Below are 16,732 nucleotides of genomic sequence, written 5' to 3' on the forward strand. Positions count from 1 at the left end.
CTGATACTGCCCGGCCGCTCAGTGGGGAGCGGCGAGTTCGGCGCTGATGTGGTGGGCCCACGTCCGGATCCGCTCGGGATTGCGGAAGTCTCCTCCCTTGCCCGCGCGGACCATGGCCCGGGCGATGAACCCGGGCGTACTGGCGGTGATACTGCCGCCGAAGGTGATGTGCTCGCGTGCGCCGAGGCGCTCCATCTCCCGGGCCACCGCAGGCACCGGCGCGATGTCGTGCTGCTCGGCGGAACTGTCCACGGGGCCGCTGCTGAACAGGTAGACCGGGCGGTGCTGAAGGTAGTGCTCGTTGCGTTCGGCGCAGCGCTTGGCCTTGCCGCTCCAGTGCCCGGCGTACAGGGCGCCGCCGAGCACCACTGCGTCGTACCCGCGTACGTCGTCCACGTCGTCGGCGGGGACCACGACGGCGTCGAGGCCGTCCTCACGCAGGGTCCTGCCGATCTCGGACGCGATTCCGGCGGTCGCACCGTGCTTGGTGCCGTAGGCGACCAGGACGCGCTTGGACGTCATGACGAGTCTCCCTTGCCGTCCGCCGTGGTGCGCTTGACGGGGATGCTGCGCCTGGACTCCTCGGGCGAGGCCGGCATGGGCACGCGCACGGTGAGGATGCCGTCCTCGTACGCTGCCTCGACTTCGTCGGAGGGGATCGGCCCGGGCAGGCGCACAACTCTCTGGAAGGAGCCGTAGCGGAACTCCGAGTGATCCTTCTCCTCCTTGCTCTCGGTGTGCTCGGCGCTGACGGTGAGGGTGTCCCCCTCAACCGTGATCTGGATGTCCTTGTCCGGGTCCATCCCGGGAAGTTCGGCGCGCAGCGTGTACTGCCCCTCCTTGTTGGTCACCTCGATCGGGATCGGGAAGGTGTCGAACGACGACCGCCACAGCGGGAACCGTGGGAATTCGGTGCCGAACCAGTCCCTGAAATCGGGGAACGGGCTGCGCCTGCGCTCCAGGTGCGTTCCTGACATGGTGTGCTCCGTTCCGGCGCCCGATCAGCGCCTTCATGCGTTGCCTTCCTCCACTTTCACGAGACGGACGGCTGCTCCGCTTGGGACCATCGGGTCCCTGATGGGGCCGTTCGGCCCTCCCCGTACCGGACCGATTCGGCGGCGGCCACGTGGTGCTTGACCGCGGCGAAGCTGTCCGGGGCGACGGAGATGGAGTCGATCCCGGCCTTGACCAGGAACTCCGTGAAGGCGGGGTCGTCGCTCGGGCGCTGGCCACAGAGGCCGACGGGGCGGCCCGCTGCCTGGGCACGAGGGACGAGGATCTCGATGCTCCGGGTGACCGCCGGGTTGGTCTCGTCGAAGACGTGGGCGAGGGCTTCGGAGTCGCGGTCGACACCCAGGGTGAGCTGGGTGAGGTCGTTGCTGCCGATGGAGAAACCGTCGAAGCGTTCGGCGAAGTCCTGGGCCAGGATGACGTTGGCGGGGATCTCCGCCATGACGTAGACCTTCAGCCCGTTCTCCCCACGGCGGAGGCCTTCCTCAGCCATGACACCAAGCACCCGGTCGGCCTCTTCGAGGCTGCGACAGAAGGGGATCATGACGACGACGTTGGCCAGGCCCATCTCGTCGCGGACCCGGCGCAGGGCCCGGCACTCGAGGGCGAAGCCCTCCCGGTATCCGTCGCTGTAGTAGCGGCTCGCGCCCCGCCAGCCGATCATCGGGTTGGCCTCGACCGGCTCGAACGGCCGACCTCCGACAAGGCGCGCGTACTCGTTGGTCTTGAAGTCGCTGGTCCGTACGACGACGGGGGCGGGCCACCGGGAGGCGGCGATCCGGGCGATGCCGTACGCCAGGCGATCGGTGAAGTAGCGGGTGCGGTCGAGGTATCCCTCGGTGAGCTGGTCGACGGCGCAGCGGTCGGCGGGATCCAGGCGCTCGGGGTGCAGCAGGGCCATCGGGTGGACCTTGACCTGGTGGGCCACTATGAACTCCAGCCGGGCCAGGCCGACGCCATCGGCCGGCAGGCGCCACCACCGGAAGGCGGCGGCCGGGTCGGCGAGATTGAGCATGACGTGCGTCCGGGTGGCGGGGATGTCCGCGAGGTCGGTCTCGGTCTCCTCATAGGCGAGCACCCCGTCGTAGACCTTGCCGCGTCCGCCTTCGGCACAGGAGACGGTCACCTTCTGTCCGTCGTACAGGGCCTGAGTCGCACGGCCGGTACCGACGACGGCGGGGACGCCGAGTTCGCGGCTGACGATCGCAGCGTGGGACGTGCGGCCGCCGTGGTCGGTGACGATGGCGGAGGCGCGCTTCATGATCGGTTCCCAGTCCGGGTCGGTGATACCCGTGACGAGCACCCCGCCGGACGGGAAGCGGTCGAGGTCGACGGGCGAGTCCAGGACGACGACGGGCCCGCTGCCGATGGCCTCGCCGACAGCGATGCCGTCCACGAGAGGCGTACCTGGCACGGCCGTCAGGCGGCAGCGGCGCAGGGTGGAGGCGGCGCGGCGGGACTGAACGGTCTCGGGCCGGGCCTGCACGATCCACAGGTCGCCGGTGAGGCCGTCTTTGGCCCATTCCAGGTCCATGGGGCAGCCGTAGTGCCCTTCGACGGTCAGCGCCCAGTCGGCGAGGAGCCTCACTTCGGTGTCGTTCAGGACCCTCTGCAAGCGCTCCTCGTCGGTGGTATCAACGGTCCGCGTCAGTCCATGTTCCGCATAGACCGCCTTCCGCCGCTTCACTCCGACACGTACGTCGATCAGCGGGTCCAGATCCGGGTCCTTCAGGCTCGGCTTGAAGACGGTGTACTCGTCGGGGTCGACCTGCCCGCTGACGACCGTCTCGCCCAGTCCGCACGCCGCGCTGATGACGATGACCTCGGGGAATCCGCTCTCCGGGTCGAGGGTGAAGATCACCCCGGCACCGGCCAGGTCCGACCGGACCATGATTTGAACACCGACCGAAAGAGCGACCTGGAGGTGGTCGAAGCCCATCCGCTCCCGGTAGTCGATGGCTCGATCGGTGTAGAGGGACGCATAGCAGCGATGCACCGACTCCAGCAATTGGGCGCTCCCGCGCACGTTCAGGTAGGTCTCCTGCTGGCCTGCGAAGCTCGCCTCCGGCAGGTCCTCGGCGGTGGCGCTGCTGCGTACGGCAACCTCGGGGTCCGCGCGGCCTTCGTCGCGCCCCAGCTGCTCGTACGCCGAGACGATCTCGGCCCGCAGCCCTGGGGGCAGCGGCTCGGCGAGGGTCATCGACCGTATCGCGGCCCCGACCTCATCGAGCGCGGCGCCCTCGTGCAGGCGCGCGATCTGTTCCTCGATCCGCCCCCGGAGTCCGTGTCCGTCCAGCAGCTCTCCGTACGCGGCGGCCGTCGTTGCGAACCCCGGAGGGATGCGCACGCCGGCATCGGCCAGGTGGGCGGTCATCTCACCCAGTGAGGCGTTCTTGCCCCCGACACTGCCGACTTCCTGCCGGCCGAGTTCCGCGAACGGTATGACGCGCCGCGTGCTTGCCATGACGACCTCCGGGCTCAATACGGGAGCGGGCGGCCGGACGGAGTGCGCAGGTCCGGCGGCGCGGGCTTGTGGGGCTGCTTCTGGCGGGACTGGATCCTGATGCGCTGCATCGTGGCCACCTCTGGGAAACGGAGCCCGTATCGGCATCCGGATTCCACGATCACACCGGGAGGTGGCTGCGCCGCAGTGCCGAGAGGTGCAGCGGCAAGGGGCCGACCGGGCCTCACCGGGGAGGGGCCGACCGGCCCATGACAGGCCGAGCAGGGAACCGAAGGGCTCATGCCCGACAGGCGCAGAGCGTGCAGGCTGGGGGTATGTCCGAGACGACGACCACCGACCTCTACGAGGTGACGATGGCGATGTCCTACCTGCGAGAGGGCATGCTCGCGTCGGCCACCTTCAGCCTGTTCGTCCGGGATCTGCCGCCCGGCCGGGGATTCCTCGTCTCCGCCGGGCTGGAGCCGTCCCTGGACTGCCTGTCCCACTTCCGGGTGAGCGCGGATGACGTCCGCGATTTCGCCGTCGCGCTCCACAGACCGCCCGAGGACGTGTCCGGCCTGCTCGGCCTGCGCTTTGACGGGGAAGTCCGCGCGATTCCGGAGGGCCACCTCGTTTTCGCCGGGGAGCCCCTGCTGGAGGTCACCGCCCCGCTTCCCCAGGCCCAGCTCGTCGAGACGTATCTGCTCAGCCAGATCTGCCACCAGACCGCCGTCGCCTCGAAGGCGGCCCGTTGCGTGATCGCCGCGGAGGGCCGGCCCCTGGTGGACTTCTCTCTGCGCCGCGACCACGGCCCCCAGGCCGGGCTGCAGGCCGCCCGGCTCTCCGCCATGGTCGGTTTCACCGCGACCAGCAATGTTGCCGCCGCCACCCGATACGGCATCCCCGCCGCCGGAACCATGGCTCACTCCTACATCGAGTGCTTCCCTAGCGAGGAGGACGCCTTCCGGGCCTTCGCCCGCACCCATCCGGGCCCGCTGACGTTCCTCGTCGACACCTATGACACCGCACGCGGCGTCGCAATCGCCGGCCGTGTTCTCACCGAGCTCCGGCGAGGGCCGGGCTGCGCGATCCGGCTCGACAGCGGCGATCTGGGTGAGCTCGCCAAACGGTCACGCCAGCTGCTCGACGCGGCCGGGCTGACCGACGTACGCATCATCGCCAGCGGTGGTCTGGACGAATACTCCGTCGCCGAACTCGTGCGCACTCGGGCACCGATCGACGTCTTCGCGGTCGGAACCCGGGTGGGCGTCGCCGCCGATGCTCCCTACTTGGGACGCGGCGTACAAGTTGGTCCAGTACGACGGACGCCCGGTAATGAAGCTGTCCTCCGCGAAGGTCACCGCCCCGGCTCCCAAACAGGTGTTCCGCGGCCCCGGCTGCGCGGATGTGATCGGTCTGTCCGACGAGCAACCGCCTGACGGTACGGTGCCCCTGCTCCGTACGGTGATGCGGGACGGCCGCCGGACCGGCCCGCCCGACACCCTCGCCGCGGCCAGAGCCCGCTTCGAGGCTGATCTCGTGGATCTGCCGGAGGCAGCACGCCTCATCCATCGCCCCGAGAGCCCTGTGCCAACAGGTTCCCCGCAGTTGAAGGCCCTGACCTCGGTGGTGAGGGACCGTCTCAAAGCGGCATCCGCCGCCCCCGCTGACAGGAGCGGATGAGCGGGATCCGCTGATCAGCCGACTTCCATGCGGAACCACCGCTGCCGACCGGGGCCACGGACGCGGCCCGTCCACCGGGCAGGTACAGCGGAAGGGGAGGGGCTATTCGGGAGAAGGGGTGCGCGCGTGGCGAGCCGACCGTTGCCGAGCGTGCACAGAGCTTCCCACGCCTATCGTGCGGGTTCGATTCCCGTCTTCCGCTCCAAGACAGAGCCCCAGGTCAGCAACCTGGGGCTGTTGTCCAAACCCCTCAGGGCCCGCTGCCATTCTCGTGCCCCAAGTGCCGTAACGGGGCTTCAGTCCATCCGGGGGAAGAAGGAGGTGCCGGACGCGGACCGGCCGAGGCGGCCGGTCCGCAGTCGCTGGCGCCGGCCTGTCAGTGGCCCTCCTTGCGCCTGCCTCCGATTTGGAGCGGCCGCATCATCTCGTTGTCCTCGTGCTCGACGATGTGGCAGTGCCAGACGAAGCGACCGGGGTGATCGAACCGCGCCTTCACCCGGGTGATTTCTCCCGGATAGGCGATCACGGTGTCCTTGAAACCGAGCTCCCAGCTCTCCGGCGGAATGGGTGCCCCGTTGAACGGCTGCCGGTTCACCACCTCGAACGCCACCTCGTGGATGTGGATCGGGTGGGCGTCCACAGTGAAGTTGTGCAGTTCCCATGTTTCGGTCGCGTTCAGCCTCGGGTTCTCCGTGACCGGGTCGTCCCAGGCGAGCGAGACCGGATTGCCGGCGGAGTCGACCGTCCCGAGCAGGTTCTGGACGGGCGTTCCCGGTGGCACCAAGGGGTTGCTGGAGTTCGCCTCGTTGAGGGACAGCCGACGGGTGACGCTCGCCGAGCCAAGTGGCCTGATCCTGGGCAGCCTGAGCCGATCCGGCGGGACGCTGGTGTCCTTGCTCGCCAGAGGGCCGACCACGAACTTCATCACCTGCCCAGTGGTGGCCGGATCCGCCACAGGGAAGGCCACGCCCGGTTCGCCCCGGCCGAAGGGTTCGTCCGCGCCCTCGTTGATGAGGTACAGCTCGGTGCCTTCCGCAATCCCGGTGAAGTCGACGATGACGTCGGCCCGCTCCGCATTGGCCAGCCGCAGCCGCTCCAGCCGCACTGGTGCGGGCAGGAACCCGCCTTCGTTGCCGATCTGCCAGAACGGTACGGCCGATCGGGCCGGTCTGACGGTCGGACCGTCCGCGATCTTCAGGATGAGGAACCGGGCATTGCATCCATTGAGGAAGCGCAGCCTGTAGCGACGCGGTTCGACTTCGAGCTTCGGCCATGTCCGGCCGTTGACCACCATGGTGTTGGCGAAGAATTCGGGGTTCCAGATGGGGGACACATCGGTCGTGGGAATGTACGGACCCGCGAACCCGTCGAAGAATTCCCGGGTCGTGGGGTAGAACAGCGAGCCGTCCGAATTGAACGAGCGGTCCTGGATGGCCAGGGGGATCTCGTGGTATCGGGTACCCGGCCGATCTCCGGAGGCGGGCGCCGGGCCGGGCAGGGCCCCCTTGGGCAGGTCGCACTCACCGCCGCGGAGCAGATAGAAGCCGGCGGGTCCGGCGTAGACGTTGAGCCGGGTCAGACCCAGGGTGTGGTCGTGGAACCAGAGGGTCGATGCCCGCTGGTCGTTGGCGTACTGGAAGGTCGCGGTACCCGGATCCCACTTCAGGCGGTGCGCATCGGCGAACTTGTCCCGGAACTCGTTGTAGAACGAGCCCACGGTGGCGAATCCCGGAGGAATGTTGTTCGCGCGTGGCAGGTACCACGCTTCCGTGTAGCCGTCGCTCTCCTCGGTGGAATGCCCACCGTGCAGGTGCGTGACGATCGGTACGGGGCCGGTGTACGGACCCGGCGTCGATGTGAAGGTCGGCCGCGAATCCCGCCCGGCATTTCCGCCCGGCGGGTTCGCCCAGTGCAGGGTGGGGTCGACCGCCAGCAAGTGCGGGAGGAAACGGCCCTGGCTGTCGACGAGATCGTTCACCCAGGTGACCCGGACATGCCTGTCTACGCTGGCCTCGATGGTGAACGACGGGTAGTTGAACGTGCTGTTGTCCCCGAGCGAGCCGTATCCCCACAGGGTGGTGGACGGCAGAGTGGGAGGCAATACCTGCTGGCTGAATTGCCGGACGCCGATGACATACGTATCGATGCCGTGCCGCTCCGGGTGCCGGGCGTTCGGCATCACCGGCGGGATCACCAGGTTGGTGACGTATTTCGGGATGGTCGTGGGGTCCAGGGTGGAGACTGGGAATTTCCCGACAGACCTGGCCCCCGGAACCACCGCGGTCTCGTTCGGGAGTGCCACCGCCTCATTAGGGGCCGGAAGGACCAGGGCCGCTCCACCAACGGCCCCGGCTACGAGCAGGTCTCTTCGCGCGATCATCTCTCTCGCCTTCTGCAGCCCGAGGGCATCGATCACTTCCTCACTCAATGTTAAGTGGGGTGCACGGTAAGTAATCGAAGGATGCCCGGCGTAGCGACGGGCTGTCGGGGCAGGCAGCGAGCGAGCCGCAACCGGCACAGTCATGGCCAATATCCGTTGCCGGCAAATAGCCTGCGCTCAGCCTCGGTTTTCTCGTGGTCCGTCGGCCTCCTGGAACCCCAAGGATGCGGCCGGGCGGCGTCGTTGTGTGCGGGCCGGACCTCGTCGAACGTCTCGACCGCTCCGTCCCTGAGCGCTTCCGTGAACGCGTGCTCTTTTCGGGCGGCGACCGTCCATGCAGTGCCGCAAGCCGGCGGATCCGCGGCGTTAATCTGTCGAAATCGGACTTCCACTCACAGCATGCAGCGCGGCGGAATCGAGGAGGACCCCGTCGGTGTCCAGAACGACGGCTCGAAGCGGACTCACTGCCTGATCACCCGGCGCCCAGTGATCCGGATCGCGGTGACCTTCATCCAATGGGTCCTCGGGCCGCCGGCCCAGGGCAGGGAGTACGCGACTGCGTCAAGCCGACCGAGCTCCTCCGCGTCAGTGACGCCTCCCGCCTCGCCTACGACCATAACGCTCCAGCCCAGGCGCGTGGCGTCGTCGATGTGGTCGACCTCGAAGGCCACCTCGGTGCCGGCGGCCCGCGCGAGCACCGCGTCACCCGAGGTCCGGAATGCGATGTCGCGGCCCGCCACCACGTAGTTGACCGGGAATATCGCCGGACCCTCCGGGGTGAAGACAGCGACCCTGCCCACGCCGTGCGTGGACAGCAGTCGTCGGCACTCGCCGTCGGACAACTCGACCAGCTTGGCATCCCTCACGGCCGTGCCTCTGCCTGGCGGGTACTCCGTCGTCGCGCCGGAGAGTTCCGCGGCGGTCGTCCCGAGCGCGTCGGCGAGTCGCAGAAGGGAGCCGATCGCCGGCGCTGCCGCGTGTTCCTCCAGGTAGGTGATGTACGCGCCGTCAGCGCCGCAGCGCTCACCCAGTTCGTCCCGGGTGAGGCCGAGTTCCTCACGGTGCATGGCGATCCGCCGCCCGAGGTCAGTACGTCCGGCCGGCGCCTCTGTGGCGCCCGGCCCGTGCTGGGTTCTCCTCATTGTCTTCACGTCCTCTCGGTGTCAGGGCTGGGTGGCCGGAACCGTGGCAATGTGTGCCGGAGCTGTGGAGACCGGCGGTCACGATGGGTGCCGGGCCGATACGTCCCGTGCCGAGGATCCTGACCGAATTCACCTCGGGCACGTCGCCTTCGGCGATGCTCTCGTCGAGGCCGCGGACGGTGACGGCGTCGGCACGGACGATCGCGCCGACTGCGTCTGTCCGGGCCCTGGAAGGCGAGTGTCTTCACGACGCTCCCCTCTTCCCTTGCATACGTTAAGGAGGTTGCACCGCCAGGCTGAACCGGGCTCGACCGCCTACGCATGGGCCGGTCGGTCCCCTGCGTGGGCCTGTCGGCCCCCTGTCGGCCCTTACACACGGTGCAATGGTGAGAACCGGATCCCCTTACCGAAGGGAGGGCGGGTCATGTCCGAGACAGCCCCGCGCCCCGCTACCGCCTCGCCCAGACCTGCACTCCTCCGGTTGCTCGGTGCAGTACGCACGGTCACCGGCAGCAAGTTCCTCGTCGAGAGCGACCACGCCCGCATCCTGGTCGACTGCGGGCTCTTCCAGGGTTTCGCGGACCTGCGCCGTCGCAACTGGGACAAGCCCGGCTTCGACGCCTCCGACCTCCGCGCCGTGGTCGTGACCCATGCTCACCTGGACCACTGCGGCTATCTGCCGCGCCTGGTCCGGCACGGCTTCCGTGGTCCGATCCTCTGCACCCCCGGTACGGCCCGCCTCGCCGAGATCGTGCTCCGCGACAGTGCCCGCCTCCAGATGGAGGCCGCCGAGCACGCCAACAGTCACGGCTGGTCCAAGCACCGCCCCGCCAAGCCGCTCTACGACGACTCGGACGTCGAGAACACGTTGAAGTTCTTCGACCCGGTCGAGGTCGGCAGCGAGATCGAGATCATGGCCGGAACGAAGCTGACGCTGCACCACGGCGGACACATCCTCGGCTCAGCCTGGGCCCACCTCACGCTGGAGGACGGCCACACCCTGGCCGTCAGTGGCGACCTTGGTCGTCCCGGGCACCCCCTGCTGCTGCCCCCGGAGCCGTTCACCGGCGCCGACGTGCTGCTGATGGAGTCCACCTACGGCAACCGCCGCCACGACCACGAGACGGCACGGCGCGAGTTCGCTGCCGTGATCACCCGAACGCTGTCGCGAGGAGGAACCGTCGTCATCCCGGCATTCGCGATCGACCGAACCGAGGTCGTCCTGCACGAGCTGGCCGAGCTGCGCGGCGACGGCACGCTGCCCCGCCACGTGCCCGTCTACGTGGACAGCCCCATGGCCCTGGCCGCCTTGGACGTGTACCGCGACGCCCTGCGGTCCCGCGCTCCCGAACTGCGGCCCGAGATCCTGGCCCAGGGCGAGGCGGTGTTCAGCCCAGAGCCCTTCCTGGCCGCCCGTACCGTCCAGGAGTCCATCGACATCAACAGCACCACAGGCCCCGCGGTCATCGTCTCCTCCGCCGGCATGGCCACCGGCGGCCGAGTCCTGCACCACCTGCACCGGCTGCTGCCCGACCCCCGCAACGCCGTCGTGATCGTCGGCTTCGCCGCGGCCGGCACCCGGGCGCGTGACCTCGTCGACGGAGTCCGCACCCTCAAGATGTTCGGCGAGTACGTTCCCGTACGCGCCGAGGTGGCCGACGTACCCCACTTCTCCGCCCACGCGGACGCCGACCAGATCATCGACTGGCTGCGCGACGCCCCGCCCCCACACACCACCTACCTCGTCCATGGCGAGGAGACCGCCGCCGAGACCCTCCGAGACCGCATCGACCACGAGCTGGGATGGACGGCCGTCGTACCCAAATCCGGCGAGGCCGTCCTGGTCCGCTGACCCGGGCCGTATGGGCCCTGCGGTATGCACCGCGAGGCCCTCCCGCACCCCAAGAGACCGGCACGACCCTGAAGGGGAACGGCTGGAGGCACACCATGACCGCCATGACCACTCTCCTCGACGAGATGGAACCCGAAGCACGCCAGGCTCTGCTCGCCCACGCCCACCGCGTGGACATCCCCGCCGGAACCCGCATCTTCAAGGAACGGCAGCGGGCCGACCGCTTCTGGATCATCGAGAACGGCACCGTCGACCTCGACCTGCACGTCCCCGGCCACAAGGCCGCCGTCGTCGACACCCTCGGTTCAGGAGAGCTCCTCGGCTGGTCATGGATGGTCCCGCCCTACTCCTGGCACCTCGGCGCCGTCACCACCCACCCCGTTCGGGCGCTCGAATTCGACGCCGAGGCCGTACGGAAGCTCTGCGACGAGAACGCCGCCGTGGGCCGTTGCATATCGACCGCTGTCGCCGCAGTCATCGCCCGTCGCCTCGACTCGGCCCGTACCCGGATCCTCGACCTGTTCGCGCCCCACCACAGCGACATGCCGCTCGCCTACGCCCGCTGAGGACCAGCCATGACCTCCACCCCGTACACCGTCAACGACGTCATGACGAAGACCGTCGTCACCGTCACCGCCGCCGCCGAATTCAAGGAGATCGCCACCGCGATGGAGCGCTGGAAGGTCACCGCGGTCCCGGTCATCGAAGGCGAAGGCCATGTCGTCGGCGTCGTCTCCGAAGCCGACCTCCTCACCAAGGAGGAGTTCCACGAACACGGACCGAGCCTCATCGAGCAGATGCGCCGCCTCGGCGACACCGCGAAGGCCGGATCGGTCCGCGCCGAGCAGTTGATGACCACACCCGCCGTCACGATCCGCCCCGACGCCACGCTCCCCCAGGCCGCCCGCCTGATGGCCGACCGCCACATCAAACGGCTTCCAGTCGTCGACGCCGACGGCACCCTCCTCGGCATCGTCAGCCGCGCCGACCTCCTGAAGGTCTTCCTCCGCGCCGACGACGACCTGGCCGCCGAGGTCCGCCGCGAGGTCGTCGACCGTCTCTTCCCCCTCTCGCACCGTGACATCACGGTCGACGTCACGCACGGGATCGTCACCCTGTCGGGAAGGACCCGCGACCCGCACCTCATCCCCGTGGCCACGCGCCTCGCCCGGGCCGTCGAAGGTGTGGTCGGCGTGCACTGCCGGCTCGAAGGCCCCGCCTCTGCGTAAGCGCCATGTCAGCCTTACGGGGCCAGGTCCCGCTTCATCAGCAACGCGTGGCCGAGAACGAGCCCCACGACTCCGACCCCGACCAGAACTCCCAGCTGCGGCCACAGCACATGTCCCTGTGCCAGTGCGTCACCCGGTGTGTAGTAGTGGAAGGGGCTGATGAACCGCAGGGGCGCCGCCTTCGACCAAGCCAGCGCGATGAAGTTCACCGCGAAGCCGACCGCCCCGATGGCGATCGTCGCACCGATCACCTGCGCGCGTCGGCTCCCCCAGGCCGACACGGCCAGGGCCGGTCCGGCCAGGCACAGCGCGAAGCCGCACCCCATCAGCCCCGCCGCGAAGACACCGCTCAACGGCACGTCCCGGTGGATGTCCGGGGACAACCAGACGCCTGCCGCCACCGTCAACGTCGCTGAGGTGTTGAGGGCGAGGGCGGCGATCACCACGGCGGCGGTCCGCTCGGCGAGGAGCCGGTTGCGGCTCACGGGGCGCACCACGATGGGCTCGATCGTCCCGGATTCCACGTCGGCCGCCACCGCGGCCGCGGCCAGCGCCCCGATAGCGGTCAGCTGCATGGCGATCCAGAAGGGATGCACCAATCCGGCCCCGAGCAGCCCCGGGTAGCTGGCGATCGATACGTCTCCGCCCGAGCCGCTGAACGCACGGTACGCCGACGGAGGGCCCTTCCCGCCCGCAGAGAAGAGCTGCCCGGGCGCGATCGTGTTCGCCACCACCACGATCAGGGCCTCGAAGGCGACCATCCCCACCATGAGGGCCACCAGCATCCGCCGACGCCGGTGCAGTGCCAGCCACAGCAGGGGCCACCGCGTCTTCACGGCGCGGCCTCCTCCGCCTTGCCGTTGCGGTACAGATCCAGGAACGCCTCGTCCAGACCCGCCTCCTCCACGATGACGTCGGCCACCCCCAAGGCCAGCAGCTCACGCAGTGCTTCCACCACCTCGCTCGGGGGTACGAGGAGCTCCACCCGGTCGCCCTCCCAGCGGGGCGCCCACTGTTCCGCGCGCCCCAAAGGGCGCATCCCCTTCCCGTCAGCGAAGGCCAGACGAATCCGCCGCGCCCGCGCCTCCCGGAGGGCGGCCACGCTCTCCACGGTTACCAGGCGCCCTTCCCGGACGATCGCCACGCGTCCGCAGGCCCGCTGCACCTCCGGCAGCACGTGGCTGGACAACAGCACCGTGCGGCCGTCGGCCGCTGCCTGCTCCATCAAGTCGAAGAACGTTTCCTGGACCAGAGGGTCCAGCCCCTCGGTCGGCTCGTCCAGGACCACCAGCTGGGGATCGTGCTGCAGCGCCTGCACCAGGCCCAATTTCTGCTTCATGCCGCGCGAGTACCCGCCCACCGTGCGCCGCAGGACCGCGGGCGTCAGCCCCAGCCGCTCGCACAGCTCAGCTCGCCTCGTGCAGGGCCAGCCTTGGAGTGAACACAGGAGGTCGAGGGTCTGCGCCCCGGTGAGCTCCGGGTACAGCCGCAGCTCACCCGGGAGATAGCCGAGTTCCCGAGCCACCCGGCGGTGATCGGCGAGCGGGTCCATCCCCAGCACCCGGACGTGTCCGGCGGTTGGGCGCAGCAAACCCGTCAGGCACCTGAGCGTGGTGGTCTTGCCCGCCCCGTTGGGCCCGAGGAAGCCGAACACCTCGCCCCGACCGATGCCGAGCGTGAGTTCCTCCACCCCGACCACTGCCCCGTAGCGCTTGGTCAGTCCCCTGAGCTCAATCGCATCCATGGCACCCACCCCACCAGTCTGTGCCCTGGCCCAGGCCGACGCGCAGCGAGCAGGGAGCCTCCCCGGGACAGCACCGAAAATCCCCCCAGGGGTACTAATGCGTTGCCGGCGGCATGCGCCAGCGCATGAACAACGCCGACGAAACCCAGCGCCCCCATGACCGAGGAAAAACTCGAAAGCTCATCCTCACCCTCGCCTGACCGGCACCCGGAAGACACCCGTGCCGTTCTGCGCCACGGCTCGGGTGTCACGCGGGCCTCCGCCGGGCGCAGCGCACGGCCCGGACTCCGGCGGAGGTCGCATACGGGGCCGTGCTCCAAGAGTCCGCCCAACGGGTCGACCGCACGTCGGCCTGCGGTTGTCACCACCTGCCACCTGGTCGCATGTCGGCCTGCGCATCGTCTGCCGTCTCTACGAGATGAGCGGATGCGCTGCACGACGGAGCCGACGTAGCCGCTTCAGTCGGACGGCAGCCGGCGAACGCGAGCGCCGAACACACGCCACCGCCGCTCATTGTCGCGCACAAGCGTTGCCGATTCCGCGAGGAGGTCCGCCGCCCGGTCGAGCAGCTCGGACGCCGAGAAGAGGTATGCAGGGGCGTTCCGCTGGGACCCCAGGTCAGCTCGCAGCGCCGCGGGAGAGAACTTGACCCGATCCAACAAGTCAATGGAGCGGCGCAGCAGATGGGCAACCAGCGCCAGCAACCCCGCCGACTGCCAGTCGTTGGCGACGATGCGGTGCCGCTCCCCGAGCAGATCGGCAAGCACTGGATAGGCAGCCAAGAGGCCGACGGCCTCCCATGCCTGCTCCATCGCGTGCGCCAGCCAGATTCCGGTCTGCTCACTGTCTTCCGCGATTTCCCTGACATCCCGCTTCAGCCGCTGAAGCTCGACGGGCTCGTCCGCCCCTTCCATGAAGAGGATCCCCGACTCCGCGACAAGTCCGGGGGCATTCAGATCCTCCGCACCTGCGAACGGATTCCGTGCCGACTCACCGACGTCGGTCACACTCCATCTGCCCGCCAGCGACTTCAGCGCCCGGGACCGCGCCTGAAGCTCGCCCGCCTGCCGCAGCGGAGCCTGTGCGTAGAACTGCTCGTGTTCGCGATGGAACCGGGCTAGGTTGACGATCACCTGCAACAACGGTTCAGGAGGGATGGACGTCGTCTGCTCCTCGGGCATGCGAGAAGTGTCCGCCCGGAGCGGCGCCCACCGGTTGACAACACGCCCCCCCCCTCGTCGCGGACCGAGACCAGCGAGGCCACCACCGCAGTCGCCGAATCTCCCCCTGCCGGTGCAGAGCCAACCGCAGCGGAGCCCATCGGCCCCCGGCGTCGCAGCAGCCGTCGCGGCTCCCTCACCAGGAGCGCAGGCCGCTCTACGGGCGGAGCCGAACCCATCCCGGAGGCGAACCGGTCATGGCACACCCCGTTGAGCACCACACGACGGGCAAAGAGCACAGCACGGCGGTGCTGGATGTACGGGGCCCGGTGTGCGCCACCCGGCAGAGAACGGCTGCGGCTGTACTCGGACGCCGGGCCGGGTGCGCTCTCAATCACGGGCTGCTGAACTTCCGGTCTGAGGCCGTGATGCGGCGCCGTCGTTCGCGTTCAGGTCCCCGCAGGCAGTCCGACCCCAGGCAAGTGCAGGCCGCGCCTGCGCGACGCTCAAGATCATGCATCCAGGACCGACAGGAGCCTGCCGTGGAATCTCCCCACGGTCCATGGCCGGCCCTGGCCAGGCATGCGCGGTCAAGCCGGCTCATCGACGTGCACTCATCCGGCAGCATGAGCCGGCACCTCGTCCGTTCCACGGTGAACCGCGGGGGTGAGCGGCCACGGCGCGAAGGGGACAGGTCCCCTGGTGCGCACGGCCTCCACCGCGCACTGGTGTACCGAGCGAGCCTCCTCGGAGGACGGGCAGGGCACAGGACTGCCGACCAGCGTGCACCACTTCGACGCGCCCGCGTACTGGACGGCAACATGTGCCTGCCCTGCGTCCCAGGTGGTGCGGACCGTCAGTTCCCCGGTGAGGGATCCCGCTTCGGCGGTGAGCACCCCGCCGGAGCCGGTGAACACCCCTGGGGTGGTCCATGTTGTGGATGCCATGTCAGATCACCTCGGAACAGGTCGGTCTGTCCTCATGTCATGGTCTGCCGCCGGGGCGGAGCAGCACAGGGCCATGCGGTCCCACAACGGGGGTCCGCTCGGCCCTCGCCGACTCCGGCACCCCGTCCTACGGTCAACCACATGGATCCAGTGGGAAGGAGCCGGACGATGAACGTGTCCGCGTACATGTCCGCCCCCGCTGTGTCCGTCAACGCCACCACGACGATCGGGGAGGCGGCCCGATGCATGGACCTCCACGGCGTCGGCTGCTTGGTCGTGACGGAGGGAACAGTATTGCGCGGCATTGTCACCGACCGTGACATCGCAGTGCGCGCCGTGGCCGGAGAGTTCGACCGCGATGATCCTGTGGGAGCGGTCATGACCGCTCCGGCTGTCACCGTCGATGCCGCCCAGGACATCCACGCGGCGTACCAGACGTTCCGCAACAGCGGCGTCCGGCGCCTGCCTGTCCTGGACGGGCGGCGAGTCGTGGGCATGCTGACCGTGGACGACCTGCTCATGGACGTCTTCCGCAGGGTGGCGGACCTGCTCGGCCCGGTCGCCTGGAGCGTCCTCGAGGAGCCCCCCGGCCCGCGGGACGAGATCGGCCCGCGCGCACGAAAGCAAGGAAGGAGCCCGCCCGCTTCTCGCGGATCCTGATCGGGGCAGCTACGAATTGACTGCCCGGAGCCTGAAGCCGGTGACCACGCCCGGTCTGATCCGAACGGCATCTGATGACGGTGCGTCGGCCCAGGACTTGAGGCGCTGCGCATAGCGGTTCAGCTCGGTCGGGTCGGTGACGGCGCTGGCATAACCGGTGGCCACCACGCTCCAGCCCAGACGGGTGTCAGGGTCGATGGCGTCGGCCTCGTAGGCCACGACGACGTCCGGGCTGTCCGGGGCCGTGAGCAGGGCCGCCAGTGTCGAGCCGTCCTGGACGCGGATGATGATGTCGCCGTCGTCGAGGAGGTGGTTAACGGGGCGCACAGCGGGCAGAGCGTGGCGGGTGAACACGATGCGGCCCAGTCCGACGGTTCCGAGCAGCCGGAGCGCCTCCTTGGTGCCGAGTTCTTCCGTTCGCCTCTGGGGCGTAGGGCCGGCAGGAGCGACGGCAGCGCTGCCGACCGGGCGGTTCTCCATC

Annotated in this window: 14 protein-coding genes and 1 pseudogene; 5 read left to right on the plus strand and 10 right to left on the minus strand. The window is 69.1% G+C overall.

Features of this window, described 5'->3' with window-relative positions; genetic code table 11:
- Positions 1-18: 18 nt before the first annotated feature.
- The 3 genes from ACWGE1_RS12545 to ppsA are packed head-to-tail and all read right to left on the minus strand — an operon-like array spanning position 19 to position 3,475.
- Positions 19-522: a flavodoxin domain-containing protein gene (locus tag ACWGE1_RS12545; RefSeq protein ID WP_326747003.1), complete on the minus strand. Its 504-nt coding sequence runs from the start codon at positions 520-522 to the stop codon at positions 19-21.
- Complete coding sequence (locus tag ACWGE1_RS12550; protein ID WP_030648591.1) at positions 519-977, minus strand: Hsp20/alpha crystallin family protein; 459 nt, start codon at positions 975-977, stop codon at positions 519-521. The genes ACWGE1_RS12545 and ACWGE1_RS12550 overlap by 4 nt, the downstream gene beginning before the upstream one ends.
- Before the next feature lie 56 nt (positions 978-1,033).
- A complete protein-coding gene (gene ppsA / locus ACWGE1_RS12555; RefSeq protein WP_453420477.1) occupies positions 1,034-3,475 on the minus strand; it encodes a phosphoenolpyruvate synthase in 2,442 nt (813 codons plus the stop codon).
- Between the two features lie 314 nt (positions 3,476-3,789).
- On the opposite strand from ppsA, the pseudogene ACWGE1_RS12560 reads away from it, so the two are divergent.
- A pseudogene (locus ACWGE1_RS12560) lies at positions 3,790-5,137 on the plus strand (nicotinate phosphoribosyltransferase).
- 376 nt (positions 5,138-5,513) lie between these two features.
- On the opposite strand, the gene ACWGE1_RS12565 reads toward ACWGE1_RS12560, so the two are convergent.
- The gene (locus tag ACWGE1_RS12565; RefSeq protein ID WP_453420478.1) at positions 5,514-7,553 is read right to left on the minus strand and encodes a multicopper oxidase family protein; all 2,040 of its coding nucleotides are present in this window, start codon (positions 7,551-7,553) and stop codon (positions 5,514-5,516) included.
- Positions 7,554-7,978: 425 nt separating this feature from the next.
- Complete coding sequence (locus ACWGE1_RS12570; RefSeq protein ID WP_453420504.1) at positions 7,979-8,659, minus strand: helix-turn-helix domain-containing protein; 681 nt, start codon at positions 8,657-8,659, stop codon at positions 7,979-7,981.
- A 424-nt stretch (positions 8,660-9,083) separates the two neighbouring features.
- Between ACWGE1_RS12570 and ACWGE1_RS12575 the strand changes: the two genes are divergently transcribed.
- From ACWGE1_RS12575 to ACWGE1_RS12585, 3 genes are all read left to right on the plus strand, one after another.
- Complete coding sequence (locus ACWGE1_RS12575; protein WP_453420479.1) at positions 9,084-10,511, plus strand: MBL fold metallo-hydrolase RNA specificity domain-containing protein; 1,428 nt, start codon at positions 9,084-9,086, stop codon at positions 10,509-10,511.
- 104 nt (positions 10,512-10,615) lie between these two features.
- On the plus strand, positions 10,616-11,077 hold the full coding sequence (locus tag ACWGE1_RS12580) for a Crp/Fnr family transcriptional regulator (protein ID WP_202203272.1): 462 nt from the start codon (positions 10,616-10,618) through the stop codon (positions 11,075-11,077).
- A 9-nt stretch (positions 11,078-11,086) separates the two neighbouring features.
- Positions 11,087-11,740, plus strand: coding sequence for a CBS domain-containing protein (locus ACWGE1_RS12585; RefSeq protein WP_053613062.1), 654 nt, complete (start codon positions 11,087-11,089; stop codon positions 11,738-11,740).
- Between the two features lie 14 nt (positions 11,741-11,754).
- Here the strand turns inward: ACWGE1_RS12585 and ACWGE1_RS12590 are convergent, their stop codons facing one another.
- The 4 genes from ACWGE1_RS12590 to ACWGE1_RS12605 form a co-directional block, all read right to left on the minus strand.
- Positions 11,755-12,576: an ABC transporter permease subunit gene (locus ACWGE1_RS12590; RefSeq protein WP_453420480.1), complete on the minus strand. Its 822-nt coding sequence runs from the start codon at positions 12,574-12,576 to the stop codon at positions 11,755-11,757.
- Positions 12,573-13,484, minus strand: a complete 912-nt coding sequence (locus tag ACWGE1_RS12595; RefSeq protein ID WP_453420481.1) for an ABC transporter ATP-binding protein — start codon at positions 13,482-13,484, stop codon at positions 12,573-12,575. Before ACWGE1_RS12595 ends, ACWGE1_RS12590 begins: the two co-directional genes overlap by 4 nt.
- 458 nt (positions 13,485-13,942) lie before the next feature.
- Positions 13,943-14,665 (minus strand): hypothetical protein, encoded by a 723-nt coding sequence (locus tag ACWGE1_RS12600; protein ID WP_453420482.1) that lies wholly within the window; start codon positions 14,663-14,665, stop codon positions 13,943-13,945.
- Between the two features lie 593 nt (positions 14,666-15,258).
- Complete coding sequence (locus ACWGE1_RS12605) at positions 15,259-15,591, minus strand: hypothetical protein (RefSeq protein WP_453420483.1); 333 nt, start codon at positions 15,589-15,591, stop codon at positions 15,259-15,261.
- A gap of 168 nt (positions 15,592-15,759) precedes the next feature.
- Here ACWGE1_RS12605 and ACWGE1_RS12610 point away from each other — a divergent pair, with 168 nt between their 5' ends.
- A complete protein-coding gene (locus ACWGE1_RS12610; protein WP_453420484.1) occupies positions 15,760-16,251 on the plus strand; it encodes a CBS domain-containing protein in 492 nt (163 codons plus the stop codon).
- 9 nt (positions 16,252-16,260) lie between these two features.
- On the opposite strand, the gene ACWGE1_RS12615 is transcribed toward ACWGE1_RS12610, so the two are convergent.
- Positions 16,261-16,731, minus strand: coding sequence for a pyridoxamine 5'-phosphate oxidase family protein (locus tag ACWGE1_RS12615; protein WP_453420485.1), 471 nt, complete (start codon positions 16,729-16,731; stop codon positions 16,261-16,263).
- Position 16,732: the final 1 nt, after the last annotated feature.

It is taken from the genome of Streptomyces sp. NPDC054932 (assembly GCF_053610205.1).

Coding starts and splice junctions, on each gene's coding strand:
- ACWGE1_RS12570 (WP_453420504.1), bottom strand. CDS start 8,659: ATGAGGAGAACCCAGCACGGGCCGGGCGCCACAGAGGCGCCGGCCGGA.
- ACWGE1_RS12615 (WP_453420485.1), bottom strand. CDS start 16,731: ATGGAGAACCGCCCGGTCGGCAGCGCTGCCGTCGCTCCTGCCGGCCCT.
- ppsA (WP_453420477.1), bottom strand. CDS start 3,475: ATGGCAAGCACGCGGCGCGTCATACCGTTCGCGGAACTCGGCCGGCAG.
- ACWGE1_RS12545 (WP_326747003.1), bottom strand. CDS start 522: ATGACGTCCAAGCGCGTCCTGGTCGCCTACGGCACCAAGCACGGTGCG.
- ACWGE1_RS12595 (WP_453420481.1), bottom strand. CDS start 13,484: ATGGATGCGATTGAGCTCAGGGGACTGACCAAGCGCTACGGGGCAGTG.
- ACWGE1_RS12550 (WP_030648591.1), bottom strand. CDS start 977: ATGTCAGGAACGCACCTGGAGCGCAGGCGCAGCCCGTTCCCCGATTTC.
- ACWGE1_RS12575 (WP_453420479.1), top strand. CDS start 9,084: ATGTCCGAGACAGCCCCGCGCCCCGCTACCGCCTCGCCCAGACCTGCA.
- ACWGE1_RS12585 (WP_053613062.1), top strand. CDS start 11,087: ATGACCTCCACCCCGTACACCGTCAACGACGTCATGACGAAGACCGTC.
- ACWGE1_RS12600 (WP_453420482.1), bottom strand. CDS start 14,665: ATGCCCGAGGAGCAGACGACGTCCATCCCTCCTGAACCGTTGTTGCAG.
- ACWGE1_RS12605 (WP_453420483.1), bottom strand. CDS start 15,591: ATGGCATCCACAACATGGACCACCCCAGGGGTGTTCACCGGCTCCGGC.
- ACWGE1_RS12610 (WP_453420484.1), top strand. CDS start 15,760: ATGAACGTGTCCGCGTACATGTCCGCCCCCGCTGTGTCCGTCAACGCC.
- ACWGE1_RS12580 (WP_202203272.1), top strand. CDS start 10,616: ATGACCACTCTCCTCGACGAGATGGAACCCGAAGCACGCCAGGCTCTG.